Raw genomic sequence first — 25,967 nt, 5'->3', positions numbered from 1 at the left:
ACCACCCTCTTACCTTGGGCATCATTCCACAATTTGATCGTTCAAAGTCGACCGAGATCAGCACGGTCGGAACGATCGCAGCACCGGGATCGAAGGAGATACGGACATGCGACACAGCAGACGACTCATGGCGCTCGGCGGGGTCGGCCTCGCCGCCACACTCGCCCTCGCAGGATGCGGCGGCTCGGGCTTCGACGACGGCCCAGCTGCATCCGGCTCCGCCGACGGCGGCGGCGGGCTCACCTCATCCGACGACGCCCTCACGATCATGATCGGCTCGTCGGGCGACGCCGAGACGGCCGCGGTCAAGGAGGCCGTCGCAGCGTGGTCGAAGGACTCGGGCGTCGACGCCGAGGTCATCGCCGCCACCGACTTGACCCAGCAGCTCTCGCAGGGCTTCGCCGGCGGCAACCCGCCGGACCTCTTCTACCTCGCGACCGAACTGCTCGCCGGCTACGCCGACAACGGCTCGGTCATCGCCTACGGCGACCAGCTCGAGAACAAAGGGGACTTCTACCCGTCGCTCGTGCAGAACTTCACCTACGACGACAAGTTCTTCTGCGCGCCGAAGGACTTCTCGACGCTCCAGCTGATCATCAACAAGAACCTGTGGGACAAGGCGGGCCTCACCGAGGCCGACATCCCGACCGACTGGGACTCGCTGGCCGCAGCGGCGAAGAAGCTGACCTCGGGCAACACGACCGGTCTCGTCTTCAGCGGCGAATACCAGCGGGTGGGCGTCTTCATGGCCGAAGCCGGCGGGCGCTTGGTGTCGGAGGACGGCGCGACGGCCGTCGCCGACAGCCAGGAGAACGCCGACGCCCTCGCCTACGTGAAGGAGCACCTCGCCGACGGCACGTTCGCCTACGCGGCCGACGTGGGTGCCGGCTGGGGCGGAGAGGCGTTCGGCAAGCAGCTGGGCGCGATGACCATCGAGGGAAACTGGATCACCGGCGCCCTCGGCGACTACCCCGACGTCGACCCGCTCGTCGTCGAACTGCCCGCCGGCCCCGCCGGCAAGGGCACGCTGCAGTTCACGAACTGCTGGGGTATGGCCGCCGACAGCCCCAACCAGGAGGCAGCCCTCAGCCTGGTCGAATACCTGACGACCGCCGAGCAGCAGCTCGCCTTCTCGAAGGCGTTCGGCCCCATGCCGTCGGTGCAGTCGGCCGCCGAGCAGTGGACGACCGACAACCCCGACCTCGAGGCGTTCCTCTCGGGTGCGGACTACGCCCAGGGCGTGCCGACCAACGACGGTGTGTCGGACGTCTTCACCGACTTCAACGCGCAGCTGGCGACCCTCAAGGACGGCGACCCCGCCGCGATCTTGAAGAGCGTCCAGTCCAACCTCGAGGCGATCGTCGGCTGACATGGCCTCGCCCGTCATCACAGAGCGGGCACCCGAGAAGACCCCTCGCCGCGACCACCGCTCACGCGGTCTGCGTCGCGGCGAGGGTGTCGCCGGGTGGCTGTTCGTCTCTCCCGTCGTCGCGATCCTCGGGGTGTTCCTCTTCCTCCCCGTCCTCATGGCGCTGTGGGTGAGCGTCTCGGACTGGGGCGGCCGTGGCAGCCCCCTCTCACCGAACGTCAACTTCGTGGGGCTCGACAACTACGGCGAGCTGACCTCGGGCCGAGGGCTCCGCAGCCGCGACTTCGGCACAGCCCTGCGGAACAACGCCTGGTACGTCTTCCTCGTCGTCCCTCTCCAGACGGCGCTGTCGCTGTTCCTCGCGGTGCTCGTCAGTCGCCGGATGATGAAGGCGCGCGGCTTCTTCCGCACCGCCTTCTACTTCCCGTCGGTGACGAGCTCGGTCGCCATCACCGTGCTGTGGATCTTCCTCTTCAGCGCCGCCGGCCCCGTCAACGCGCTCATCGCCGCGGTCACCGGAGGCAAGGGACCGAACTGGTTCAACGATCCCCGCGGCGTCGTGCACCTGCTCTTCGGCGTGTTCGGGGTGGATGCCGCGCCCGCCGCGATCTCTCAGCCGGGCTTCCTGGGGCTGTCTGGCTGGGACTGGATCGCGGGCCCCTCCGTCGCGATGAGCGCCTTCATCATCATGGCGGTGTTCACCACGAGCGGCACGTTCATGCTCCTGTTCATCGCGGCGCTGCAGAACGTCGGCTACGAGCTGACCGAGGCGGGCATGATGGACGGCGCGAGCGCCTGGCAGCGCTTCTGGCGGATCACGCTCCCCCAGCTGCGCCCGACGCTCTTCACGGTCATCACGCTCGGCCTGATCGGCTGCTGGCAGGTCTTCGACCAGATCTACACCGGCACCAAGGGCCAACCGGGCAAGACCACCATCACCCCCGCCTACCTGTCGTATACGTCGGCGTTCAGCAATCAGGACTGGGGCATCGGCGCGGCCATCGCCTTCATCCTGTTCCTCATCATCATCGCGTTCACGCTGCTCCAGCGGTGGCTCCTGCGGGAGCGCCCCGTCTCGAAGCGCCGCATCCGCGCCTACACGCCGAAGGGGGCGCGGTCGTGACCGACAGTAGAACCCTCGCTCGCACGAAGACGCTCACCGACGAGCCGATCGACCGCGCGCCGCAGCGGAGGCGCCGGCTCACCCCGGCATCCCGTCTCGGACAGATCGCGCTGTACGGGGTCCTCGCCCTGCTCGCCCTCGTCTACATCTATCCGTTCCTCGTGCAGGTGGCGACCTCCTTCAAGAGCGAGCAGGAGGCGGCATCCAACCCCATCTCGTTGATCCCGCAGACCTTCACGACGGCCGCCTACGAGCGGCTGTTCCTGAACAGCGACTTCCCGCTGTGGTTTGCCAACTCGGCGGTGGTCACGATCCTCGTCACGCTCGGACGCGTGTTCTTCGTCTCCCTCGCCGGGTACGCGCTCGCCCGACTGCGATTCCGCGGGCGCGGTCTGATCTTCGCGCTCGTCGTCGGCGTCATGGCGGTGCCGTCGGTGGTGCTCCTGATCCCGCGCTTCCTCGTGCTCAACCAGCTCGGGATGTACGACTCGTACGCCGGTATGGTCCTGCCGCTGCTCGTCGACGCGGCGGGCGTGTTCATCATGAAGAACTTCTTCGAGTCCATCCCTCCCTCGGTCGAGGAGCAGGCGCGCATCGACGGCGCGGGCACCTTCCGGGTGTTCTGGTCGGTCGTCCTGCCGATGGCGCGACCCGCGCTGATTACGATCGTGATCCTCTCGTTCCAGGGGTCATGGAACGAGCTGACCCACTTCATCGTCTCTGTTCAGGACCCGGGCCTGTTCACCCTGACGCGCGGTGTCGCGAGCCTGTCGTCCGGGCAGCTGAGTCAGGGCACCCAGTATCCGTTGAAGCTCGCCGCCGCGGCGCTCATGACGATCCCCGTCGCCGTGGTCTTCTTCATCTTCCAGAAGCGCATCATGAACACCTCAGAAGGAGCAGTCAAGGGATGACCGCAGGCCTCCAGCCCTTCCTGTCCGACGCCGTCGTCGTCCTCCGCGCGCCCACCCAGGTGTGGTCCCGCGAGGACGGTGAGATCGGCCGCCATTCGCTCGACACCGCGTCGATCGACGGCGTCTTCCACGGCGACACGCGCTTCATCCGCGCGACCCGCGTCCGCTACGGGACGGATGCCGCGACCCACGCGCCCGAGTGGATCTCCCGCTCGGCGGCGTCGGCATCCGATGCGCGCTTCGAGGCGTTGCTGCGACGCCTCGACGACCGCACGCCGGACCCGAAGATCCGACTGACGCGGCGTCGCGTCGTCGCCGACGGGCGGATGAGGGAGGAGTTCACCCTCGTCTCGCATCTGGAGGAGGCGGTCGAGCTCGTTCTCGAGGTCGCGGTGACTCCGGACGCGACGCCGATGCAGGACGTCAAATCCGGCACCGACGGCGCAGCTCCGGTCGAACGGACCTTCTCGGGCGACGCCGTGGAGGTGAGTTCGGGCGACGCGTCGATGCGCCTGCAGGCGCCGGGCGCCGAGGTGACCGCAGGCGGCGACGACCTCATCCTCACGTGGCGCGTGACCTGCCCGTCGCGGTCGACCGCGACGGTGTCCTGGCACGTGGACCTCGACGACCCGTCGCTCGTCGTCCGGCGCACGACGCGGCAGGTCGACTGGGCGATCGAGCCCGTCGACGGCGTCGATCCGCGGCTGTTCCGCTGGCTCCGGCAGGCGCTCGACGACCTGGACGCCCTGCGCCTGACTCTGCCCGGCAACCCCGACGAGTTCTTCGCCGCCGGCGCACCGTGGTTCTTCACCCTCTTCGGGCGCGATTCGCTGTGGGCGGCACGCCTGTTCCTCTCCGTCGACCCGGGGATGGCGGCATCCACTCTGCGCGTGCTCGGACGGCTGCAGGGTTCCACCGCCGACCCGGCGACCGCGGAGGAGCCGGGCAAGATCGTCCACGAGCTGCGCGCCGGCACGCTCACGATGCCCGGCGAGGGCATCTCGCTTCCGCCGCTCTATTACGGCACGGTCGACGCGACCCCGCTGTGGATCACGTTGCTCGCCGAGGCGCACGAGGCCGGGATGCCGGAGGCCGAGGTGCGCGATCTGCTCCCGACGATGCACGATGCGCTCGACTGGATGATCGCGTCGGCGAACGCGGACGGCTTCCTGGATTACGTCGACGATACCGGCCACGGCCTGTCGAATCAGGGGTGGAAGGACTCGGGCGACTCGATCCAGTGGCGCGACGGGTCGCTCGCGGACGGGCCCATCGCGCTCTCGGAGGTGCAGGGCTACGCCTACGAGGCCGCGGTCCGCGCCGCGGATCTCCTGGACGCGCTCAAAGAGGACGGCGCCGAGCGTCTGCGGTCGTGGGCGGCGGACCTCCGCACGCGCTTCCGCGAGCGCTTCTGGGTCGAGACGCCGGAGGGCCGGTACCCGGCGATCGCTCTCGACTGCGACGGTCGGGCGGTCGACACCCTGACCTCGAACGCGGGTCACCTGCTGGGCACCGGCATCCTCGATCCCGACGAGGAACGCGACGTCGCCGATCTGCTCGTCGGCCCGTCCATGGCGTCCGGCTTCGGCCTCCGGACGATGTCGACGGATGCCGGGGGCTACTGGCCGCTCAGCTATCACGGCGGCAGCGTCTGGGCGCATGACACGGCGATCGTCGCGCGCGGCATGGCGCGGGCGGGCCTCACCGACCACGCACGCGTGCTGGTCGACGGAATGCTCGCCGCCGCCGAGGCGTTCGCCTACCGCATGCCGGAACTCCACGCCGGTGACGCCGCGAGCGACGTCACCGTGCCGGCTCCCTACCCCGCAGCCTGTCGGCCGCAGGCGTGGTCGGCGGCCGCCGCCGTCGTCTGCCACGAGATCCTCACGGCTCCCCGCTGACAGAACCCCGGCAGGGGGTGGAGACTGGCTTCCGACTCGACCCCTCCGGAGGATGCATGGCGCGGAAACTCGCTTCGATCGCGGACCACGTCGGCAGGATGGGACGCACCCGCATGGGTGCGCTCCTCCTGCTGATCGCGACCGGCTCCGCCATCGTGTGGGCGAACATCTCGTCGTCGACGTACGACGGGTTCTGGGACACCCACCTGATGATCGGGCTGGGCGACATCCACCTCGACTTCACGCTGCACGCGCTCGTCAACGACGCGCTGATGGCGATCTTCTTCTTCACCGTCGGTCTCGAGGTGAGGCGGGAGTTCGCGATCGGCGAGCTCACCAGCTGGTCGCGCGCCGTCGTCCCGGTCGTGGCAGCCGTCGCGGGACTCGCGCTGCCCGCCCTCCTGTTCGTCCTCATCGCGGGTCCGAGCGGGAACGCGGATGCCTGGGGCGTCGTCATCTCCACCGACACGGCCTTCCTCGTGGGCGCTCTCGCGCTCATCGGCCCGCGCGGGTCGGGCCGCCTGCGGGTGTTCCTCCTCGCCCTCGCCGTCGTCGACGACATCGGGGCGCTCAGCATCATCGCGCTCGTCTACACCGAGACGTTCACGCCGATGCCGCTCCTCGTCGCGGCGGTGGGCCTCATCGGCATCTACCTCGTCCGCTACGTTCGCGCCGGGCGCGGTCCGATCTACGCCACCCTCGCCGTCGTCGTGTGGCTCGCCTTCCTCGCCTCGGGCGTTCACCCCACCCTCGCCGGCGTCGCGATCGCGCTGCTCGTGCCGGTCTACCGGCCCGACCGCCGCGACGTCGAACACGCGCTCGAACTCGCCCGCACGTTCCGGCAGTCGCCGAGCACCGAGTACGCGCGCGCGGCCGCGAACAGCCTCCGCGAATCGATCTCGATCAACGAGCGCCTGCAGACCGCCTACGCCCCGTACGTCGCCTACGTGATCCTGCCGCTGTTCGCGCTCGCGAACGCGGGCGTCTCGCTCAGCCCCGACATCCTCGCCGCCGCCGCGACCTCGCCGCTCACCTGGGGTGTCGTCGTCGGCCTCGTGGTCGGCAAGCTCGCGGGGATCTGGGGATCGACCGCCGTCCTGAAAACCTTCAGGATCGGCGACTTCGGGCCGGGGCTCTCCCTCGACCGGATCGGCGGCGGAGCCGCCCTCGCCGGCATCGGCTTCACGATCTCGCTGTTCATCATCGACCTTGCGATCGAGGACCCGGACGCACAGAACCAGGCGCGAGTGGGAGTGCTCGCGGCATCCGTGATCGCCCTCGCCCTCGGCACCGTCCTGTTCCGGATCGCCGACGCACGCAGTCCCGAGGAGGAGGTCGGCCAGGTGCTCGTGCGTCCCGTCGATCCGCGTCGGGACCACATCTTCGGGTCCGCCGATGCTGCCTACGAGATCGTCGAGTACGGGGACTTCCAGTGCGGATTCTGCCTCAAGGCGTCGGGGTCGATCCAGGAGGTCATGGACGAGCTCGGCCCGAACCTGCGCTATGTCTGGCGGCACGCTCCGCTGACCGAACAGCACCCCAACGCCCTCGCGGGGGCGGAGGCTTCGGAGGCGGCGGCGAAGCAAGGGAAGTTCTTCGAGTTCGAGCGGGGCCTCTTCGCCGACCAGGACAACCAGCTGCCGTCCGACATCGTGCGTCTCGCGGCCCGCCTCGGGCTCGACGTGCCGAGGTTCGAACGCGATCTCACGGCACCCGATGTGGCGAGCCGCGTGCGGGATGACATGTTCGACGCCGAGGCGATGAACATCCACTCGGTGCCGACGTTCTTCGTGAACGGACGCCGTCATACGGGACCGTACGACGCGCAGTCCCTCATCCGCGCACTGCAGTCGGGATCCGACGCCCCGATCGCACCCGCGGGTCGGTAGGTTGGGCGCCATGGCGCAAGAGAACGCTCCCATGACGATGGACGCGATGATGTCGCCGGACATCTCCGACGTGCACTGGCGGCGACTGGTCGCCGCCGCCGTCCCGCAGGATGTCGAGGTCGGCGACTACGTCTTCCGCACCGGCGATGCGGGTTACGACCTGATCTTCGTGGAGTCGGGCGAGGTCGAGATCGTCCGCGACGCGTTGCGCTGGATCGGCGAGGCCGTCATCACGACGGTCGGCCCGGGCCGATTCGCCGGTGAGCTCGGCATCCTGAACGGCCAGAGCGCGTTCTTATCAGCCCGGGTGACGAAAGCCGGCCGCGTGCACCGGCTGTCCCGGGCGGCGCTCCGCGAGATCATGAGCGAGGACGACGAGCTCTGCGACCTCATCCTGCACGCGCTGTGGGCGCGGCGCGAGTCGCTTCGCACAGGCCCGGCCGCGATGACACTCAAGTTCGTCGGGACCACCACGTCGAACGACTTCCTGTCGCTCCGGCGGTTCGCCGAGCGGCTCGACCTCGTCCACAAGGCCGTCGCCCTCGCGCCCAGCGACCTCGACACGCTCGACGTGCACGAGGTCGCGGCCGAGGACCTACCCGTCGCGTACGTGCAGGGTGAGCCGATCCCCCGCGCGACGCCGGGACTCGTCGCCGACCGCCTCGGCCTCAGCTACCAGGCCGAGTCCGACGAGATCGTCGATCTCGTCGTCGTCGGCGGAGGTCCCGCCGGGCTCGCGGCAGCGATCTACGGCGCGTCGGAGGGGCTGAGTACCGTGCTGCTCGATGCCGTGGCGCCCGGCGGGCAGGCGGCATCCACCTCCCGTATCGAGAACTTCCTCGGGTTCCCCTTCGGCGTGAGCGGCGGCGACCTCATCGGTCAGGCCGTCCTGCAGGCGCTGAAGTTCGGCGTTCGGGTCTACGCGCCGTGCGAGGCGGTGGGGCTGACCCAGGTGGGCACCGACCTCCTCGACGTGACGCTCTCCGACGGCCGCATCATCCGTGCCCGCAGCGCGATCGTCACCTCCGGTGCCGCGTATCGGCGCCTCGCCCTCGATCGCTGGGAGGACTTCGAGCGCTCCGGGGTCTACTACGCCGCGACACCGCTCGAGCTCCGCCAGGTGCAGAACAAGCCGGTCGTCGTGGTCGGCGGCGCGAACTCCGCCGGGCAGGCCGCGCTCTACCTCGCCGCCCACGGCTCCCCCGTGCACCTCGTCATCCGCGGCACCGATCTCCGCACCCGGATGTCCAGCTACCTCGCCGACCGGCTCGCCGACGATCCGCGCGTGCGGGTGCACACGGCATCCCAGGTCACAGCGCTCGACGGCGACGGCACTCTCGAGTCCGTCACGATCGACTCCGCCGGCGCCGTCGACGCGCGAGGGCTCTTCTGCTTCATCGGGGCGGACCCGGCGACGTCCTGGCTGCCCGCCATCGACCGCGACACCGACGGATTCATCCGGACCGGCGCCGACGTGGCCGTGCAGTCCATCGCGCAGTGGCGGAACCTCGGACGGGAGCCGTTCCCGTTCGAAACGTCGGCGCCGCGCGTGTTCGCCGCGGGCGACGTCCGTCGCGGATCGATGAAGCGCGTCGCCGCAGCCGTCGGCGAAGGTTCGAGCGCCGTCGCCTCGGTGCACCGCGCGCTGGCCTACTGACCCCTCGAAAGGACCTCATGAGCTCCGACATCGACACCAACGTCGCCCCCTCGGGCGCGGGCTGCGCCGAGTGCGATCAGCAGGACGGGTTCTGGGTGCACCTGCGCCGCTGCGCGGCATGCGGACACGTGGGATGCTGCGACACATCGCCCGGCCAGCACGCGACGGCGCACTTCCGCGAGAGCGGACACCGCCTCGTGCAGAGCTTCGAGCCCGGCGAGGACTGGTTCTGGGACTACGTCGACGAGACCATGTTCACCGGTCCCGAGCTCGCCGAACCCACCAGCCACCCCGCCGACCAGCCCGCTCCCGGCCCGCGCGGCCGTGTTCCCCTGAACTGGCGCGAACTCATCCACACCTGAGCGGACGTCAGACGACAGAAACGACCCGACCGCCGATCTCGCCCGGCGGGCATAAGCGAGGCAGAATGATGACGGATGCCGCAGATCGGCGGCATCCGCACCGCAGCGCCCACAAGGCCCGTCGACAAGGATCGCGATGACGCATTCTCTGCCCCTGCCCGATTTCACCCACGAACGCGTGGAGGTGATGACGGGCCGGCGCAGCGGCCTGGTCGTCACCGTCGCCCTGCACTCGTCGACGCTCGGCCCTGCCCTCGGCGGCGCGCGCCTGTGGCGTTACCCGCACTGGTCCGACGCGATGGGCGACGCGCTGCGTCTGTCGGCGGCGATGACGCTGAAGAACGCCACCGCGGGATTGGATGCCGGGGGCGGCAAGTCGGTCATCGCCCTGAGCGAGGCGGACACCCTCGACGCCGATCGCCGCCGTGCCGCGTTCCTCGACCTCGGCGACGCGGTCGAGTCGTTCGGCGGCCAGTACCGGACGGCCGAGGACGTGGGCTCGACGACCGACGACATGCTCGTCGTCAGCGAGCGGACGGCGCACGTCGTGGGTCTGCCCGACTCGGTCGGCGGTTCGGGCGAGCCCGCCGGCCCCACGAGCCGCGGTGTCTACGCGGCGCTCCGCGCAACCCTCGAGCGCATCGCGGGCTCGCCCGAGGTCGCAGGCCGACGCGTCACGATCTCGGGACTCGGCCAGGTGGGGAGCCGCCTCGCCGTCCGGCTCTCCGGTGAGGGCGCGGTCCTCACGGTGACCGACGTGAACCCGGCGAAGATGTCGCTCGCCGCGGAGCTCGGCGCGACCTGGGTCGATCCCGGCACCGAGCACCTCGTGCCGGCCGATGTGTTCGTCCCGGCCGGCATCGGCGGCGTCCTGACCGAGGAGGTCATCGACGTCCTCGCCGCGAAGGCCGTCTGCGGACCCGCGAACAACCCGCTGGCGGAGCGGTCCGGCGCCCTACGTCTGGCGGATCGCGGCATCCTGTACGCGCCCGACTTCGTCGCGAACGCGGGCGGCGTCATCTACCTCGACGTCGAAGCGCGCACTCCCGGCCACCGCGAGGAGATCGCCACCCGCATCGACGGCATCGGCGACACGCTGCGGCGCCTCTTCGATGATGCGGCCGCTCGCGGCGTCACCCCGCTCGACGCGGCCGAGGCGTACGCCGCCGAGCGCCTGGCAACAGGCACGCGCGTTCCCGCGAGCGTCTGACCCGCTGCCCGGGGCCCGCGACGACGGGTCCCGGGCGGGGTCAGGGCCGCGCGGCGGCCACCGGCATCCGGCGCCGCATCTCGACGGCGCAGCCGATGAGCGCGACGGCGGAGACCGCAGTCAACGGAGGCACCACGACGGCGATGACACCGAGGACGGGTCCGACGATCACCCCGCCGACGGCGCTGAGCGTCGCCGCCGCCCACACCGGAAGGTCCGCACGGCGGAGGAGCCGGAACCCCGCGAGGGCCAGGAACGCGGCGAGCGCGAGGACACCGACGGCGGCGAGACCCGCGGCGAGCGCGTCGACCGCACCGGTGGGGAGCCCGTCATCGCTCCGCTGGAAGGACACCCGGACCGCAGTGGCCGCGAGGCCGCCGGCCGTTCCCGCCACCGTGGCGGCGACGATGAGCCCTCCGGCACCCCTCGCACCGACCAGCCCGGCGACGCGGGCGATCGCCGCGAGCGCGACGCCGACGGCGGCGGGGGCGACCCCGCTGGAGACGAACAGGGACGCATCCGGCCCCTCGGGGGTGATCGATCCGACCCCTCCGACGATCGACGCCGTGAGAGCGAGGGACGCCGCGACGATCGCCGCCGTCGCCCACGCCGGTCCGCGGTGGTCCACCTACGCAGCCCGACCTGCGGCGGGGACCGAGGTCGCACGGGATACCCGCCGCCACGGCAGGATGAGCACCACGAGTGCGACCACCGGCGCCCCGAAGGCGAGCATCGGCGTGAGGGCGAGGCCCAGCACGAGCGCGTAGGCGAGCACGATGCCGAGGCCGACGCCGATCCGGATGCCGATCGCGTCACCCCTCCCCGTGCCCACGGGCATCCGCGCGACGATCCACCACGCGAGGGCCACGCCGATCGCCACCGCCCCACCGACCCACCCGACGGTGAGGTCGCCGCGGCCGTCCGAGACCGCGTAGTCCCCAGCGATCGCGGCGAAACCCGTCGAGGCGGCGATCACCGGGATCCAGACGTCGCGGGCGGCCGTCCGGCGCGAGCGCCGCAGCACGACGCCGAGCGCGGCCAGTGCAGGGATCATGCTGATCGCGAGGATGACGATCCCTTCGCGCATCGCCGCGGTGTCGTCCCCTCGAGCGGCGGGCGACCATGCCGCGCCGGCGAAGGCCCAGGTCATCCCCACCGCGCCTCCGATCAGAGCGACCCCGGCGAGGACGCGACTCAGCGCGGCGCCGCTCGCGGAAACGTGGGCGGCGGGCCTCGGCGGCTGCGGCGCGGGCACGGAGGCGTGATCACGTCGCCGGGCACCTCGCACCCGGGGCAGCACGGCCGCCACGAGCACGGCGATCGCGACGACCGCCGTGGTGCCGGGCGAGAAGAAGACGATCGTCCCCGTGATCGGAGCGGCGATGACTGCCACGACGACCGCGAGGATCGAGGCGGCCGACGCGAGCACCGTTCGTCGCAGCGCTGGGGTGAGGAGCAGCGCGAACGCGACCGCCGTGAGCAGGATGCCGGCGGCCCCCAGCGGGAGGGTCAGCGCCGCCAGACCGGTCTGGGGCAGCCCGGCGTCCGCGGCGTCGAATCCCCGAGCCCACCCGATCCCCGCGAGCCCGCTGCAGGTCCCTGCCGCCGCGGAGCAGACCACGGCGATCAGTGCGGCACCGTCGCCGAGGAGCCCGACGGCGCGCAGCAGAGCGATGAGGGCGATACCGGTCGCCGCGGGGGCGAGCCCCGTCATCGCGAACAGCATCGGTTCGTGGACGGCCTGCCCGCCGCCGGTGAGGAACAGGATGCCGACCTGTCCCGCCGCGGTCGCGAGGATCGCGAGGGATGCCGCGATCATCGCCGTCGTGGCCCCCAGCCGAGCACCCAGGCCGTGCACGATCGCCGCGCGGGCCTCGGCCGCGGTGGGCCGCGACCGCCCCGTGCGCTCGGCGTCGTCGAGCATGAGGGAGAGGAGGACGTCACCGTTCCCCCGCCGCCACGTGCGCGGGTACCAGAGCATCAGCCGGCGGAACCGCCGCTGGTCGAGCCCGCTCACGCGAGGGCCGCCCGTCCGAAACCCGGCTGGACCGCGGGACGCCCCGCGGCGAGCAACCGCTCGCGCGCCACGTGAGCCTGGTGCTCGATCGCGGCGATCTCGGCCTCGAGCGCCGCGCTCCCGGCATCCACGATCGCGAAGTACCGCCGGGCGCGACCCCCGACGACCTCCTCGCCGTCTGCGCGGATGAGGCCTTCGCGCTCGAGGCGCTCGAGGGCGGCGTACAGGGTCGTGACTTTCATGGCAGCGCGCCCGGAGGATGCGGCCTCCACGTCGCGCAGGATGTCGTAGCCGTGCCGGCGCCCCCCGGCGAGCGCGGTGAGGATCCAGAAGCCCGTCGGGCCGAGAGTCGATGCCATACCTCCTTCATACTCCATCGGCGGGCATATTCCCATGATTGATCCTTTACCCAGCCCTCCGCCGTCGCCATACTGGGTGACCACCCGCACTTGTTCATCTGTACAACTCCTGAGGAGGCCCCATGTCCGGCGCGATCGTCATCACGGGAGCGAGCTCGGGGATCGGGGCCGGGTTCGCCCGCCGTTTCGCCGCACGCGGTCACGACGTCGTCCTGATCGCCCGTCGCGCCGATCGGCTCGAGGCCCTCGCCGAGGAGGTCCGCGGGCTCCACCGCGTGCAGGCCACCGTCCTCGCCGCCGACCTCGCCGACCCGGCCGCGCCGGCCGCGATCGCCGCCGACCTCGCCGAACGCGGCATCCGTCCCGCAGGTCTCGTCAACAGCGCGGGTTTCGGCACGGCGTCCGCTTTCGTCGACGAGGATGCCGCCCGTGTCGCCGCCGAGGTGCAGGTCAACGTCCTGGCGCTGACGCTGCTGACGCGAGAGCTCCTCCCCCAACTGATCGCCGCTCGCGGGGTGCTCGTCAACGTCTCGAGCAACGCCGGTCACCAGCCGCTGCCGGGCCTCGCCGTCTACGCGGCGACGAAGGCGTATGTGACCTCCCTCACAGAGGCGATCTGGCAGGAGACGCGCGGCACCGGCCTGACGGTCCTCGCACTCTGCCCCGGACCCACCGAGACGGAGTTCTTCGCCGCGGCCGGTTCCGAGACCTTCAAGGTCGGCGCCACCAAGACCGTCGACGACGTGCTCGACGAGGCCTTCGACGCCCTCGACGCCTCGCGCCCCTCCCCGGTTCGGACAGTCGGCGCCGCCAATCGCGTGCAGGGGTGGGTGGCACGCGTCTCTCCGCGGCGGCTCCGCCTCCACGTCGCCGCCCGCGCGGTCGGAGGTGCATGATGCGCCGGATGCCGCCCGAGGAACGACGGGACGAGCTCGTCGCCGCCGCGATCCGCGTGATCGCCCAGCGGGGCGTGGCCGCGGCGACCACCCGCGCGGTCACCGCCGAGGCCGGCATGCCCCTCGGCGCTTTCACCTACATCTTCGGGACGCAGGACGAGCTCATGACGGCCGTCATCGACGCCGTCATCGCAGAGGAGCGGTTCGCCGCGGAGTCCCGCGCGATCGATCCGACGTCGCTCACCGCCGCGATCCGCTCGGGCCTCGAGGGCTACATCGACATGCTCGAGCACGACCCCGCCGATGAGATCGCACTCCTGGAGCTCGCCCTCGTGGCCCGCCGGCGCGACCCGCAGGGCCAGATGCGCGCGCAGTGGCAGACGTACTACGACACGGCCGCGCAGGTCCTGTCGTATGCCGCCGAGATCACCGGGAACCGCTGGACGGAGCCCCTCGCCGATCTGGCACGCCACCTCGTCGTCGTCGTGGACGGCATCACGACGACGTGGCTCGCCGACGGGGATTCGGATGCCGCGCGTCGCACGGCATCGTTCGCCGCCGCCGCCCTGGCCGCGGCATCCGCCCCGCTCGGGGCCTCGACCGAAGGGAGTCCCCGTGCTGACGGAGATCGATGACCGCGTCCTCGCTGCCGTGAACCTGCACGCCGTCCTCGGCGCGCTGCCGAAGCTGTCTGAGGTCGCGCCCGACGCGTCGAGACTGCTCGCCGGACTGGCTCAGCCGGTGCGGCTGACCGCACGGGTGGTGGGCGGCGGGACGATGAGCCTCGTGTTCGCGCGGGACGGGATCCGACCCGCGGACGGCGATCCCGGCGGGATGACGCGGGCGACGCTCGTCTTCCGCTCCCCCGCGCATCTGAACGCCGTACTGGCCGGCTCGGGGTCGCCGCTGCCGATCGCGGGACCGGCCGGCATCCGCTTCCTGACGCAGGTGTTCACCCCGGTCAGCGACCTGCTGGGTCGCCACCTGCGCCCGACCGACACGGATCTCGCCGATCCCGCGTTCACCGATGCGCACCGCGTCCTGCTCCTCGAGGTCGCCGTCGGGGCGATCGCGATCGTCGCGAACCGCGACCGCTCCGGGCGCTTCAGTGCAGACCAGATGAGCGACGGCGACCTCGACATCGCCGTCGGCGACGCGCTCCGCCACCGCCTGCGGGTGCGGGAGCACCGGCTCTCGCGCGTTCCGGTGACGGATGCCGCCCCCCGAGCCGTCTTCCGGTTCGCCGATCTGCAGACCGCCGGCGACGTCCTGGCCGGTCGCGAGAGCGCCCTTGCCTGCGTCGGCGACGGACGCATCGCCATCCGCGGCTACATCCCCCTCGTCGACAACACGAGCCGCATCCTCGACCGCGTCGGCCACTACCTCGGAAAGTGAGCTTCCCCGTGTACACCTTCGACAAGAGCCTCGCCGCCTTCCGCCGCGCCCAGCGGGTGATCCCCGGCGGCATCCCGGGCCACCTCGGCCCCACCGAGGGACTGCACCTGCCGAACGAGGGCTTCCCGAAGTTCGCGACGCGCGCCGAGGGCACGCGGTTCTGGGACCTTGACGGCAACGCGTTCATCGACTGGATGTGCGCCTACGGGCCGAACGTCCTCGGCTACAACGACCCCGACGTCGTCGCCGCCGCCGAAGCGCAGGCGAAGAAGGAGGACGTGGTCTCCCTGCCCTCCACCGTCATGATCGACTTCGCCGAGTTGCTGGTCGACCAGGTCGCCAGTGCCGACTGGGCGATGTTCGCCAAGAACGGCGGCGACACGACGACGCTCGCGATCATGACCGCCCGCGCCGCGACGCTGCGCAAGAAGGTGATCTTCGTGAAGGGGTTCTACCACGGGGTCGCGCCGTGGACGCAGAAGCTCGACTACCCGGGCGTCCTCGAGGAGGACGTCGCGAACAACCTCTACGTGCCGTGGAACGATCTCGACGCGCTCCGCACCCTGCTGTCCGAGAACCGCGGTCAGGTCGCCGCTCTCATCTCGACGCCCTACATGCACGGCAACTTCGTCGACAACCAGCTGCCCGCCGAGGGGTACTGGCAGGCGGTGCGGAAGCTGTGCGACGAGCACGGCGTCGTCCTCATCATCGACGACGTGCGCGCAGGCTTCCGCCTCGACCTCGCCGGCAGCGACCACTACTTCGGCTTCGAGGCCGACCTCATCTGCTTCTGCAAGGCGCTCGCGAACGGATACAACGTGTCGGCCCTGCTCGGACGCGAGTCGCTCAAGGAGGCGGTGAGCTCGATCACGTACACGGGCAGTTACTGGATGAGTGCCGTGCCGTTCGCCGCCGGGATCGCGACGCAGAAGAAGCTCCGCGAGCTCGACGCTCCCGCCGTGTTCGACCGGCTCGGGCGACGGCTGACCGACGGCCTCGCCGAGGTCGCGTCGGACGCGGGCTACGAGCTCATCGCCTCGGGGGCTCCCGCCCTCTTCTACCTGCGGGTGGTGGACCCGGCGGACTCGCTCATGCTGCACCAGGACTGGATCGCCGAGTGCGTCCGTCGCGGCGCCTACCTGACCTCCCACCACAATCACTTCCTCAACGCCGCGGTCACCGAAGCCGACGTCGACCGCACGGTCGCGATCGCCGCGGAGGCCTTCGCGGCCCTCCGGACGCACCATCCCGCGGCGGTGTGAGGTGACCGGCACGACGGCACCACCCGCGGCGCCGACACGCACCGTCGTCGCGACCGCGGCCGTGTACGGCCTCCAGGGACTCGGCTACGCCGTCATCGTCACGGCGCTCCCCGCCTTCCAGGAGCGCACGGGGCTCGACTCGACCGGGATCGCCGCGATCCTGCTCGGGGTCTGCGTCACGGCGGCGCTCGGGTCGCTCGCTGCCGATGCCATCGCACGCCGGGCGAGCAGCCGACACGGCGTGATCGCGGGCCTGTCGCTGCAGGCGGCGGGACTCGTCGCCACGGCGTTCTCGCCGGCGGTCGCGATGCTCGCGGCATCCGTCCTGGTTTACGGCCTGGGGTTGGGGCTGATCGACGCGTCCTCGAACATGCAGGGCGTCCTCGCCCAGCGCGGCCGGCCCACGCCGCTCCTCGGGCGCTTCTTCGCGACGCTGACGGCCGGGTCGATCGTCGGCGCACTCGGCATGGCGGGGATCCTCGCGTCCGGGGCCCCCGCGTTCGCCGCGCTCGTGGCCGCCGCCGCCGTGCAGGTCGTATTCGTCCTGAGCGGTGCGCGTCTGCTCAGTCGCGAGCGGGCGGCGCGGGGCCCCGAACGGAGCGGAACGCGGGGACCACGCCTGGACGGGCGCGCGATCACCGTCGTCGGGCTGGTGATCCTCGCCGCGTACACGGTCGACTCGGCGGTGAGCTCATGGGGCGCGATCCATCTCGAATCGATCGGCGCGGCCGTCGCGCTCGCTCCCGTCGGTCTGGCTGCGTACCAGGGCGGCGTGCTCGTCGCGCGGATGATGACGGATGCCGTCGTCCGCCGCATCGGCCGGGCGAGGCTCCTCGCGGTCGGTCTCGTCCTCGGGGTCGCCGGTGCGCTCATCGTCGCGGCGGTCCCCTCTCCCGTCGTCACGATCGGCGCGTTCGCGGTGAGCGGCCTCGCCGTCGGCGCCCTGGTTCCCATCGCCTTCGGACTCGCCGGATCGATCGACCCCGCGCGCAGCGACGAGGTGATCGCTCGGGTCAATCTCTTCAACTACGCGGGCGCCGTCATCGGCGCGGTCGGGGTCGGGGTGCTCACCGACGTCACGGGGTCGGGGCTCGCGTTCCTCCTCCCCGCCCTCCTGCTGGCCGCCGCCGTCCCCGCGTGGCGACGGACCGCGCGCTGAGACCTCGTGCCCCCGGCGCGTCACGCACCCAGCGAGGCACGGAGCGCGCGTTCGAGCTCGGTGAGCAGCACGGCCCGCTCCGGCTCGGGCGCGGCGAAGGCGTCGTGCAGGACGGCGTCGGCCGACGCGAACGCGACGCGGGCGACGGCCGCCGCCCGCTCGTCGTCGACGCCCTCGAGCACGCCCGCCTCGCGCAGCAATGTGTGCACCCGGTCCGCCATCGCGCGCTTGTGGCGGCGGCGCGCGGCATCCGCCTCCGCCGAGATCGCGACCGTGCCGAGCGACCTGGCGGACTGCTCGTCCTGGTAGACGGCGGCGACGGCACGGAGCACGCTGCCGACGGGGTCCTCGCTGCGCGGGTCGGTGCGCAGACGCTCGATCGCGTCGTCGAGCAACCGCTCGAGTCGGTCGTGATAGCGCGCGACGATGGCCGAGAGGATCGCCTCGCGGTCGGGCAGGTACTGGTACAGCGCGCCCACGCTGACCCCCGCCTCGGCCGCCACACGCGGCAACGTGATGACGTCGACGCCCTCGCGGACGACGAGGTCCTCGGCGGCGGCGATCGCCAGTGCGAGCTTCTGCCGCGATCGCTGCTGCGTCGGCGTCCGGCGCAGACCGAGGGCGGTCCAGTCCTGTGAAGTGTCGTCCGTGTCCATGAAATCAAACTTGACTTTGGTTAGGGGTGGCGGCAACGTTAGCAGCATGACGACGACGTCGCACCATCACGATCTCCGCGCGTCTGTGGCCGCGGCATCCCGCACCCTCGCCGGTCACGGCCTGCTCATCGGCACCGCCGGCAACGTCAGTGTCCGCGCAGGCGATGTCGTCGCCGTCACGGCCACCGGCGTCGTCCTCGGCGAGGCGACCGTCGACGACGTGACCGTCGTCGACCTCGACGGCACCGCGATCGAGGGCGATCTCGCTCCGACGTCCGAGCTCGCCCTGCACCTCGGGGTCCTGCGCTCCGCGCCGGCCGAGAAGGTGTCGGCGGTCGTCCACACGCACGCACCGAACGCGACGGCGCTCTCCCTCGTCCTCGACGAGCTGCCCGTCGTCCACTACCAGCAGCTCGTGCTGGGCGGATCGCTTCGCGTCGCCCCGTTCCACGCGTTCGGAACGCCCGAGCTCGCGGCCGCCGTCGGCGCGGCGCTCGAGGGCCGACTCGCCGCGCTCATGGCCAATCACGGCACGGTGGCGCTCGGGCCGGACCTGCAGACAGCCGTCGAGCACGCACTGCTGGTCGAGTGGCTCGCCGAGCTGTACCTGCGCGCCGCGACCGTCGGCACGCCGCGCGCGCTCGACGCCGGGCAGCAGCAGGAGGTCGTCGCGCACGCGATGCGCCTCGGGTACGGAACGACGAAGCCGGTCCCGGCATGAGTGGGGTCGGTGAACTCGTCGCGCACGGGCGATCCGCCGACGTCCACGCCCTGACGACGGCCACCGTGGTGAAGATCTTCCACGACGACTGGCCCGACGAAGCGATCGACCGCGAGGTCGAGGACGCCACCGCCGCGTTCGATCTGGGCCTCACCCCGATCCGGTGTCACGGGCGGACGGATGCCGACGGCCGCCGCGCCGTCGTCTTCGACCGCATCGAGGGGGTCGCCCTGACCACCGTCGCCGAGCGGAACCCGCTGCGGATGGGGCGCGTCGCCCGCGCGCTGGCGCAGGAACATGCACGCGTCCATCGCGTGCCGAGCGACCGCTTTCCCGACGTTCGGGACGTCGCCGCGGACCTCGTCGGGACCGCACCGTTCGCTGCGCTCACCGCGCGCGAGCGCGGAGCGCTGCTCGACCACCTCGCGTCGCTCCCCGACGGTGACAGCGTGCTGCACCTCGACTTCCACCCGATGAACGTGTTCCGTCACGGCGGCGGTATCGCGACGATCGACTGGCAGTCCACGGCATGCGGCGATCCGGCGGCCGATGTGGCGATGACACGCCTGCTGTTCACCGAGGCCGAACTGTTCCCGGGCGCGTCGAGGGCGCAGCTGCTCGTCTACGGGGCGGCGCGCGGGGCGATGGGGCGGATGTATCTGACGGAGTATCTGCGGGTGACGGGCATGACGACGGCGCGACTCGACCAGTGGGGGACGGCGGCGCGCGTGCTGCGGCTCGGGATGCTCGACATCCCCAGCGAGCGCGAGCGCCTGCTGCGCGGCATCCGGTCGGTGATCACCCGATGACGACGACGGTGCGCCGGTCCGTTCCCGTCGCGGGTGAGACGGTTGACGTCCTCGTCGTCGGAGGCGGGATCACGGGTGCGGCGATCGCCTACGAGGCGGCGAGCCGCGGATTGTCGGTCGCGCTCGTCGAGAAGGGCGACTTCGGTGCGGCGACCTCGGCCGCGACCGGGAAGCTCATCCACGGCGGTCTCCGCTACCTGAAGAACCTCGAGGTGGGACTCGTCCGCGAGTCGCTCGCCGAACGCCGCACCCTCTCGCGCGTAGCTCCGGGACTGGTCTCCCCCATCGCGATGGTGCTGCCCGATCCGGGCCTCATCGAGCATGTCGGCCTCACGGCCTATGACCTGCTGTCCTTCGACCGCAACCGCGTGCCGGCGAGCCATCGCATCCCGCGCCATCGGAGCCTCAGCCGCGAGGAGCTGCGGCTGCGCGGACTCGGCAATCTCGAGCGCGGCATCCTCTTCCACGACGCGATGATGCTCTCACCCGAGCGGCTGACGTTCGCGTTCGTGCGGTCGGCCGTCGCCCACGGCGCTCGGGTGGCGAACTACGTCCGGGCCGACGGGCTGATGTCCGCCGCGGGCCGCGTGCGCGGGGCGCGCGTGACCGATCTGGTCACGGACGCCCAGCATGAGATCCGCGCACGCGTCACCGTGAACGCGAGCGGCCCCTGGGCGTACGACGTGCTGGCCGCCGAGGGGCTGCTGCGGCCTTCCGCCGGCCCCCGCCCCGAGGTGCGGTCGGAGGGTATCTACCTGATCACCAAGCCGATCACCGAGACGATGGTGCTGACGGTGTCGTCGGGCGGTCATTTCAGCTTCGCCCCGTGGCGCGGGCGGACCCTCATCGGGCCGACGGAGACGCCGTACACGGGCGAGGTCGCCGACTGGCGGCTGACGCGGGAATCCATCGAGCGCTTCCTCGCCGAGATCAACGCCGCGGGGCGCCTGCCCGTGGAGCTGTCGATGTCGGACGTCGTCGCCGCGTACGGGGGCCTCCGCCCCCTGACCGAGACGAGCGGCACCGACACGTACCGCGCGTCGCGCGCGTCGGAGCTCGTCGACCACGCGACGGACGGCATCCCCGGCATCGTCACCGCGACCGGCGGCAAGTACACGACGGCGCGCGCGTTCGCCGAGAAGGTCGTCCCCGCGCTCGCGCGCTCGATCGGCCGCACGGCCGCCCCGAGCCGCACCGCCGACGTCCCCCTCGACGGCGCCGACCTCGCCGACACGGGGACGACCGACCTGATCGACCGCCTGTACGGATCGGATGCCGGTGCCCTCCGGGCCGTGGCATCCGAGTCCGCCGTCCTGTCGAAACCCGCGACAGACGACGGCGAACTGCTCGCGGGCGTCGCCTTCGCGGCGCGCCATGAGGCAGCGGTGCACCTCACCGACATGCTCTTGAACCGCACCGGCATCGGACGCCGCGGTGACCCCGGCGACGACGTCCTGTCGGCGGCGGCGGACATCGCGGGCACGGAGCTCGACTGGTCTCCCGAACGTCGGGCGATCGAGCTCGACGCGGCGCGCACGGCCGTCGCACTCCCCCGCTGAGAAGCACGAGGCCCGCTACGGTAGAGCCATGACCGGGGGATCCGTTCGACGCATGGCGTTCAGCGGCGCGATCGGCGCGGCAGCGGGAATCGGCCTCGCCGCGACGGCGGTCGCCAGTCTCAACGCTGGGGTCGAGACGCCGTGGGGACTGATGATCTACGGCGGCCCGGTCGGAGCCGGCATCGGCGCGGTGGCCGGAGTCGTGGTCTGGCTGCTGACGCGCGAAGTGCACGCGCTCGCCCGGCGATGGGGAGCTCGGACTGTCTGGACCGCCGCGGCCGCGGTCGTGGCCGCCGCAGGGTGCGCGATGCTCGGCTACATCACGTTGGAGGCGGGTGTCCCGGCCGTCACCATCGGAGGCTCGATCACCCTCGGTCTGATAGCCGCCGCCGGCTCTCTCGCGGAATCGATGGCGAGGACGAAGTCACCCTCCCGGTAGCGCTGCGAGTCTGAGAAGCCCGGAACGGCGATCACTCCCCGCTGACAGCGAAAGACCCCCGCGAGCGGGGGTCTTTCCGGTGGTGGACCTGAGGGGATTCGAACCCCTGACCTCTTCATTGCGAACGAAGCGCGCTACCAACTGCGCCACAGGCCCGGAAGCCTCAACATTACCACGACCGATCGGGCCGCTCGAACGCGAGGCAGGCGTCTACTGGCCCGATGCGCGCCGTGCGAGCAGGTCCCGCACGTGCGCTTCGATGCGCTCGTCGTCAGCCGGTCCGGCGAAGGCGACCTCGGCGGCGCGGGTGCGACGAGCGGCGTCGATCGACGGCGGTGCGGCCTGCGCCACCCGCTCCCGAAGCGCCTCTTCGACGGCTGCCTGACGTAGCGCGTCGCGAGCGTCCGAGGCATCGAGGACGGCCGCAGCGCGCGACCCCGCCGACGCGGTGAGCGGACGCGGAAGCGTGCGCGGCGTCCATTCGACGCGGTCCGATTCGAGGGCGACGTCCTGCAGCGCGGTCGCCGCACGGACGACCTCGACCTCGACAGAGCGGGATGCCGCGCGACGAGCGACCGCATTCATCCGTCCGAGCACCAGCAGGCTCGACAGCGCCACAGCGCCACCCACGGCGAGAAGGCTCCAGCCGGAGCCCACGGCGCCGAGGTATCCACCGAACCCGGCGACTCCGAGGGCCATGACACCGATGATCGTCGCGGCGAGGCGTACCCGACGACGTGCCCGCGCCCGACGGACAGCGGGAGTGGCACGAGCCGCGACAGCCTCGGCGATCGCACGCTCGCGGGCGAGGGCGGCATCCGCTCGCGCCTTCTCGCGCTGGGCCGCGGCGTCCGCGGCAGCCTGACGTCGTTCGGCCTTGGCGAGTTCGCGGTCGACGGCGGCCTGCGCCTTCGCAGCGGCGAGTTCGGCGCGCGCGGCTTCGAGGCCGACGCTCTCCTTCTCCGCCTGCACACGACGCGCGAGCTTCTGCTGGGCGAGGGCGGTGCGAGCGTTCAACTCGAGGCGGACCTCGCCGGGAGTCTCGCTCGTCTCCGCGAGGACGCGGAGCGCCTGGTTGAGGCGCACGGCGTTTCGCTCGGCTGCCTGGTACTGATGACGGCTGTGCCACGACGGCAGGAGGTACACCAGCCACAAGAGGACGGCGACGAGCACGATCACCCCGCCACCCATCACCTGCTCACCCATGTCGCTCACCGTATGTTCCCGGAGCGGTTGGCACCGGCATCCGACGGGCGTGTCTGAACTTCTGGTTGAGGGTTAACGGTCCGCGGGAGAAATGGATGCCGCATCCGCCGGCGCGCGCCCTGCCAGCCAACGGTTCAGCACACCCTCGCGGACCTCGTCACGGACGAGCGCGAACGCGTAGTGGTCGCGCCAGTCACCGTCGATGTGGATGTACCGACGACGCAGCCCCTCGTAGCGGAAGCCGAGCTTCTCGACGATGCGGAGACTCTTGGCATTCTCCGGCCTGATGCAGATCTCCATGCGGTGGAGGCGCAGATCCTCGAAGCAGACATCCGTTGCGAGCGCCACGGACGTCGGCGTGATGCCCCGGCCCGCGAAACGCTCGCTGACCCAGTAGCCGATGGTGGCCGAGGACAGCGAACCACGCGCGATCCCCCAGACATTGAGCTGGCCCGCGACCTCGCCGTCGTACTCCATGACGAAGGGCACACCGGAACCGTCGCGGTACTGCTGCAGCAACCGCCGCACGCCGCTGCGCATGTCGAGAGAGACCGGGCCGTCGGGGCTCGTGGCCTCCCACTGCCGCAACCAGGACCTGTTCTGCTCGAGCTCGGTCTGCAGCGTCTTCGCATCGCGGGGACGCACGAGGCGGATCGAGATCGGACCGTGCGCACGCACGACCGGCCCCTCCATGCCCATCAGCGACCCGCCGGGCTCACAGGCCCGAGGCGAAGTCCTTCAGCCACGGGCGAAGCTCCGCCCCCAGGTCGTCGCGGTCGACGGCGAGCTGCACGATGGCCTTGATGTAGTCGGCACGGTCGCCCGTGTCGTAACGGCGGCCGCGGAAGACGACGCCGAGGACGCCCTCGGTCGAGGCGAGCTCCTGCAGCGCGTCGGTCAGCTGGATCTCGCCGCCCTTGCCCGGCTCGGTGCGTTCGAGGATGTCGAAGACGCCGGGCGTCAGGACGTACCGGCCGATGATCGCGTAGTTGGAGGGGGCGTCCTCCTTCTTCGGCTTCTCGACGAGCCCCGTCACCTTGACGACGTCCTGCTCGCCCGTCTCCTCGACGGCTGCCGCGCCGTACATGTGGATCTGGTCCGGCGACACCTCCATGAGGGCGATGACCGTGAGACCCGACTTCTTGTTCTCCTCGAGCATCTTCTCGAGGAGGACGTCGCGCGCATCGATCAGGTCGTCACCCAGGAGCACGGCGAAGGTGCTGTCACCGACGTGAGAGCGGGCGCGGAGCACGGCGTGGCCGAGACCCTTGGGCTCACCCTGACGGACGAAGTGGATGTCGGCCATCTCCGACGAATCCTGCACCCGCTTGAGCTTCTCGTGGTCGCCCTTCTTGGAAAGGTTGGACTCGAGCTCGGGGACGGAGTCGAAGTGGTTCGAGATGTTGTTCTTGTTGCGCCCGAGGATGATGAGGACGTCATCGATCCCTGCCGAGACCGCCTCCTCGACCACGTACTGGATGGCCGGCTTGTCGACGACCGGCAGCATCTCCTTCGGCATGGCTTTGGTGGCGGGCAGAAAGCGAGTCCCGAGCCCTGCGGCGGGGATGACGGCCTTGATGCGCTCAGCAGACATGCCCCTCACCCTACAGATGCGAGGAGCGCGCCGAGGACACATCTGACCGGCGGGCGTGTCCCTTTAGAATCGGACCATGACCGGCCCGTTGGACACTGAGAAGCGCGCCCTGCGCGCCGAGCTCCGCGAGCGCCGCCAGCAGCGCTCCGCCGCCGCCCTCGATGAGGCAGCCGCCGGCGTCCGCGCTCAGCTCGACGCCCTGGTCGCCGAGCACAACATCCGCTCGATGTCGTGCTTCCTCTCCACCACGACCGAGCCCGGCACGCGTGAGTTCATCGCCGCCGCCGTGGCCCGCGGCATCCGTGTCCTCCTTCCCGTGACCCGCGCGGACGGACTGCTCGACTGGGCGGTCGCCGAAGAGGAGGGCGCCACGGCAGAGGGGATGTTCGGGCTCCCCGAACCCGTCGGCGAGTTGCTGAGCCCCGACGCCGTCAATGACGTCGACCTGCTCGTCATCCCGGCGGCCGCCGTCGACCGGCACGGGATGCGGCTCGGCTGGGGTCGCGGATACTTCGACAAGACGATCGGGTCCATGGAGAAGTGCCCGCCCGTCTATGCCGTCATCTTCGACTCCGAGCTCGTCGACGACGTCCCTCGGGACGTTCACGACCAGCCCGTCTCGGGTGTCGTCACGCCCACTCGCACCGTCCTCCTTCCCGCCCGCTGATCCACCGAGGTCTCATGCCCACCTATGCCTATGCCTGCACTGCGTGCGGCCATCGCTTCGACGCCGTCCAGTCGTTCTCCGACGCCGCCCTCACCGAGTGCCCCGAATGCGGCGGCACGCTCCGCAAGCAGTACGGCTCGATCGGCGTGACCTTCAACGGCTCGGGCTTCTACCGCACCGACTCGCGTTCGTCGAGCGGGACGAAGACCACTGGCGAGAGCCCCGCTTCTTCGGCATCATCGACGTCATCCGGAGCATCCGCTTCGCCCGCCCCCGCGGGTTCGTAACACCCGGCCCCTGCGCCGGCGGAGGAAGGAGCAGCCATGATCCAAGGCTTCAAAGACTTCATCATGCGCGGCAATGTGATCGAGCTGGCCGTCGCGGTCGTCATCGGGTCGGCGTTCACCGCGCTCGTCACCGCAATCGTCGAAAGCGTCATCAACCCGATCATCGCCCTGTTCTACAAGCCGGACGGGCTCGGCAACTTCGGGCCGACGCTGACCGGCATCTACGGGCAGAAGGTTCCGTTCCCATTGGGCGCGCTGCTGACCGCGATCATCAGCTTCTTCGCGGTCGCCCTCGTCGTCTACCTCGTGTTCGTCCTTCCGATGAACAAGTGGAAAGAACGGCAGGCGGCGCGCGCCGGAGTCACGGAGGAGCCCGAAGCCAAGCTTCCCACCGAGGCCGAGCTCCTCGTCCAGATCCGCGACCTGCTCGAGCAGCAGCGCGGCACGACGGCAGCACCGACGCGATCGGCCGAGCCGCCGTCGCCGTCGATCTGACGCGTCAGTAGTGCGGCGGGACGT

27 protein-coding genes and 1 tRNA gene are annotated in these 25,967 nt (G+C 71.0%); 20 read left to right on the top strand and 8 right to left on the bottom strand.

Annotated features, from left to right (window positions below; translation table 11 throughout):
• Positions 1-106: 106 nt before the first annotated feature.
• From BBA86_RS02635 to BBA86_RS02600, 8 genes are all read left to right on the top strand, one after another.
• A complete protein-coding gene (locus BBA86_RS02635) occupies positions 107-1,369 on the top strand; it encodes an extracellular solute-binding protein (RefSeq protein WP_065570127.1) in 1,263 nt (420 codons plus the stop codon).
• Position 1,370: 1 nt separating this feature from the next.
• Positions 1,371-2,492, top strand: coding sequence for a carbohydrate ABC transporter permease (locus BBA86_RS02630; protein WP_065570126.1), 1,122 nt, complete (start codon positions 1,371-1,373; stop codon positions 2,490-2,492).
• Positions 2,489-3,403, top strand: coding sequence for a carbohydrate ABC transporter permease (locus BBA86_RS02625; RefSeq protein WP_065570125.1), 915 nt, complete (start codon positions 2,489-2,491; stop codon positions 3,401-3,403). Before BBA86_RS02630 ends, BBA86_RS02625 begins: the two co-directional genes overlap by 4 nt.
• Positions 3,400-5,304, top strand: a complete 1,905-nt coding sequence (locus BBA86_RS02620; protein ID WP_065570124.1) for a glycogen debranching N-terminal domain-containing protein — start codon at positions 3,400-3,402, stop codon at positions 5,302-5,304. Before BBA86_RS02625 ends, BBA86_RS02620 begins: the two co-directional genes overlap by 4 nt.
• Before the next feature lie 56 nt (positions 5,305-5,360).
• On the top strand, positions 5,361-7,193 hold the full coding sequence (gene nhaA / locus BBA86_RS02615) for a Na+/H+ antiporter NhaA (protein WP_065570123.1): 1,833 nt from the start codon (positions 5,361-5,363) through the stop codon (positions 7,191-7,193).
• Between the two features lie 10 nt (positions 7,194-7,203).
• On the top strand, positions 7,204-8,850 hold the full coding sequence (locus tag BBA86_RS02610) for an FAD-dependent oxidoreductase (protein ID WP_223247005.1): 1,647 nt from the start codon (positions 7,204-7,206) through the stop codon (positions 8,848-8,850).
• Positions 8,851-8,867: 17 nt separating this feature from the next.
• Positions 8,868-9,212: a UBP-type zinc finger domain-containing protein gene (locus BBA86_RS02605; RefSeq protein ID WP_065570122.1), complete on the top strand. Its 345-nt coding sequence runs from the start codon at positions 8,868-8,870 to the stop codon at positions 9,210-9,212.
• 136 nt (positions 9,213-9,348) lie between these two features.
• Entirely contained in the window at positions 9,349-10,422 is a 1,074-nt protein-coding gene (locus BBA86_RS02600) for a Glu/Leu/Phe/Val dehydrogenase family protein (RefSeq protein ID WP_065570121.1), read from the top strand.
• 40 nt (positions 10,423-10,462) lie between these two features.
• Here BBA86_RS02600 and BBA86_RS02595 read toward each other — a convergent pair whose 3' ends face one another.
• The 3 genes from BBA86_RS02595 to BBA86_RS02585 are packed head-to-tail and all read right to left on the bottom strand — an operon-like array spanning position 10,463 to position 12,798.
• Entirely contained in the window at positions 10,463-11,050 is a 588-nt protein-coding gene (locus tag BBA86_RS02595; RefSeq protein ID WP_065570120.1) for a hypothetical protein, read from the bottom strand.
• Positions 11,051-12,439: a hypothetical protein gene (locus tag BBA86_RS02590; protein ID WP_065570119.1), complete on the bottom strand. Its 1,389-nt coding sequence runs from the start codon at positions 12,437-12,439 to the stop codon at positions 11,051-11,053.
• Positions 12,436-12,798, bottom strand: a complete 363-nt coding sequence (locus BBA86_RS02585) for a PadR family transcriptional regulator (RefSeq protein WP_065570118.1) — start codon at positions 12,796-12,798, stop codon at positions 12,436-12,438. Before BBA86_RS02585 ends, BBA86_RS02590 begins: the two co-directional genes overlap by 4 nt.
• Before the next feature lie 122 nt (positions 12,799-12,920).
• On the opposite strand from BBA86_RS02585, the gene BBA86_RS02580 reads away from it, so the two are divergent.
• Genes BBA86_RS02580 through BBA86_RS02560 form a run of 5 tightly spaced genes read left to right on the top strand, consistent with a single transcriptional unit; the run spans position 12,921 to position 17,510 of the window.
• A complete protein-coding gene (locus BBA86_RS02580) occupies positions 12,921-13,694 on the top strand; it encodes an SDR family NAD(P)-dependent oxidoreductase (RefSeq protein WP_065570117.1) in 774 nt (257 codons plus the stop codon).
• A gap of 8 nt (positions 13,695-13,702) precedes the next feature.
• A complete protein-coding gene (locus tag BBA86_RS02575) occupies positions 13,703-14,329 on the top strand; it encodes a TetR/AcrR family transcriptional regulator (RefSeq protein WP_065570172.1) in 627 nt (208 codons plus the stop codon).
• Entirely contained in the window at positions 14,310-15,089 is a 780-nt protein-coding gene (locus BBA86_RS02570) for a hypothetical protein (RefSeq protein ID WP_065570116.1), read from the top strand. Before BBA86_RS02575 ends, BBA86_RS02570 begins: the two co-directional genes overlap by 20 nt.
• A complete protein-coding gene (locus BBA86_RS02565) occupies positions 15,086-16,351 on the top strand; it encodes an aminotransferase class III-fold pyridoxal phosphate-dependent enzyme (RefSeq protein WP_065570115.1) in 1,266 nt (421 codons plus the stop codon). Before BBA86_RS02570 ends, BBA86_RS02565 begins: the two co-directional genes overlap by 4 nt.
• 1 nt (position 16,352) lies before the next feature.
• Positions 16,353-17,510, top strand: a complete 1,158-nt coding sequence (locus BBA86_RS02560) for an MFS transporter (protein WP_065570114.1) — start codon at positions 16,353-16,355, stop codon at positions 17,508-17,510.
• A 20-nt stretch (positions 17,511-17,530) separates the two neighbouring features.
• Here the strand turns inward: BBA86_RS02560 and BBA86_RS02555 are convergent, their stop codons facing one another.
• Entirely contained in the window at positions 17,531-18,166 is a 636-nt protein-coding gene (locus tag BBA86_RS02555) for a TetR/AcrR family transcriptional regulator (protein ID WP_065570113.1), read from the bottom strand.
• Between the two features lie 46 nt (positions 18,167-18,212).
• On the opposite strand from BBA86_RS02555, the gene BBA86_RS02550 reads away from it, so the two are divergent.
• From BBA86_RS02550 to BBA86_RS02535, 4 genes are read left to right on the top strand one after another with little or no spacing between them, the layout of a single operon-like run.
• Complete coding sequence (locus BBA86_RS02550) at positions 18,213-18,887, top strand: class II aldolase/adducin family protein (RefSeq protein ID WP_065570112.1); 675 nt, start codon at positions 18,213-18,215, stop codon at positions 18,885-18,887.
• A complete protein-coding gene (locus BBA86_RS02545) occupies positions 18,884-19,696 on the top strand; it encodes an aminoglycoside phosphotransferase family protein (RefSeq protein WP_065570111.1) in 813 nt (270 codons plus the stop codon). The genes BBA86_RS02550 and BBA86_RS02545 overlap by 4 nt, the downstream gene beginning before the upstream one ends.
• Positions 19,693-21,255 carry a glycerol-3-phosphate dehydrogenase/oxidase gene (locus tag BBA86_RS02540; RefSeq protein WP_065570110.1) on the top strand — a complete coding sequence of 521 codons (1,563 nt, stop codon included), beginning with the start codon at positions 19,693-19,695 and terminating at the stop codon, positions 21,253-21,255. The genes BBA86_RS02545 and BBA86_RS02540 overlap by 4 nt, the downstream gene beginning before the upstream one ends.
• A 28-nt stretch (positions 21,256-21,283) precedes the next feature.
• Positions 21,284-21,694 carry a lipase chaperone gene (locus BBA86_RS02535; RefSeq protein WP_065570109.1) on the top strand — a complete coding sequence of 137 codons (411 nt, stop codon included), beginning with the start codon at positions 21,284-21,286 and terminating at the stop codon, positions 21,692-21,694.
• A gap of 80 nt (positions 21,695-21,774) precedes the next feature.
• Here BBA86_RS02535 and BBA86_RS02530 read toward each other — a convergent pair.
• The 4 genes from BBA86_RS02530 to galU all read right to left on the bottom strand — a co-directional run bounded on the left by BBA86_RS02530 (position 21,775) and on the right by galU (position 24,494).
• Positions 21,775-21,850: transfer RNA gene (locus BBA86_RS02530), tRNA-Ala, on the bottom strand.
• Positions 21,851-21,904: 54 nt separating this feature from the next.
• Positions 21,905-22,900 (bottom strand): large exoprotein, encoded by a 996-nt coding sequence (locus BBA86_RS02525; RefSeq protein ID WP_223247004.1) that lies wholly within the window; start codon positions 22,898-22,900, stop codon positions 21,905-21,907.
• A gap of 72 nt (positions 22,901-22,972) precedes the next feature.
• Positions 22,973-23,593 carry a GNAT family N-acetyltransferase gene (locus BBA86_RS02520; RefSeq protein ID WP_065570107.1) on the bottom strand — a complete coding sequence of 207 codons (621 nt, stop codon included), beginning with the start codon at positions 23,591-23,593 and terminating at the stop codon, positions 22,973-22,975.
• A gap of 22 nt (positions 23,594-23,615) precedes the next feature.
• On the bottom strand, positions 23,616-24,494 hold the full coding sequence (gene galU, locus BBA86_RS02515) for a UTP--glucose-1-phosphate uridylyltransferase GalU (protein WP_065570106.1): 879 nt from the start codon (positions 24,492-24,494) through the stop codon (positions 23,616-23,618).
• A 76-nt stretch (positions 24,495-24,570) separates the two neighbouring features.
• Here galU and BBA86_RS02510 point away from each other — a divergent pair, with 76 nt between their 5' ends.
• Genes BBA86_RS02510 through mscL form a run of 3 tightly spaced genes read left to right on the top strand, consistent with a single transcriptional unit; the run spans position 24,571 to position 25,943 of the window.
• The gene (locus BBA86_RS02510; protein ID WP_065570105.1) at positions 24,571-25,161 is read left to right on the top strand and encodes a 5-formyltetrahydrofolate cyclo-ligase; all 591 of its coding nucleotides are present in this window, start codon (positions 24,571-24,573) and stop codon (positions 25,159-25,161) included.
• A gap of 14 nt (positions 25,162-25,175) precedes the next feature.
• Complete coding sequence (locus BBA86_RS02505) at positions 25,176-25,448, top strand: FmdB family zinc ribbon protein (protein WP_065570104.1); 273 nt, start codon at positions 25,176-25,178, stop codon at positions 25,446-25,448.
• Positions 25,449-25,484: 36 nt separating this feature from the next.
• The gene (mscL, locus tag BBA86_RS02500) at positions 25,485-25,943 is read left to right on the top strand and encodes a large conductance mechanosensitive channel protein MscL (protein WP_065570103.1); all 459 of its coding nucleotides are present in this window, start codon (positions 25,485-25,487) and stop codon (positions 25,941-25,943) included.
• Positions 25,944-25,967: the final 24 nt, after the last annotated feature.

It is taken from the genome of Microbacterium oleivorans (genome assembly GCF_001691565.1).
GTDB lineage: Bacteria > Actinomycetota > Actinomycetes > Actinomycetales > Microbacteriaceae > Microbacterium > Microbacterium oleivorans_B.
The sequence above is the reverse complement of the archived record's forward strand: the minus strand, read 5'-3'. Positions and strand labels throughout refer to the sequence as shown.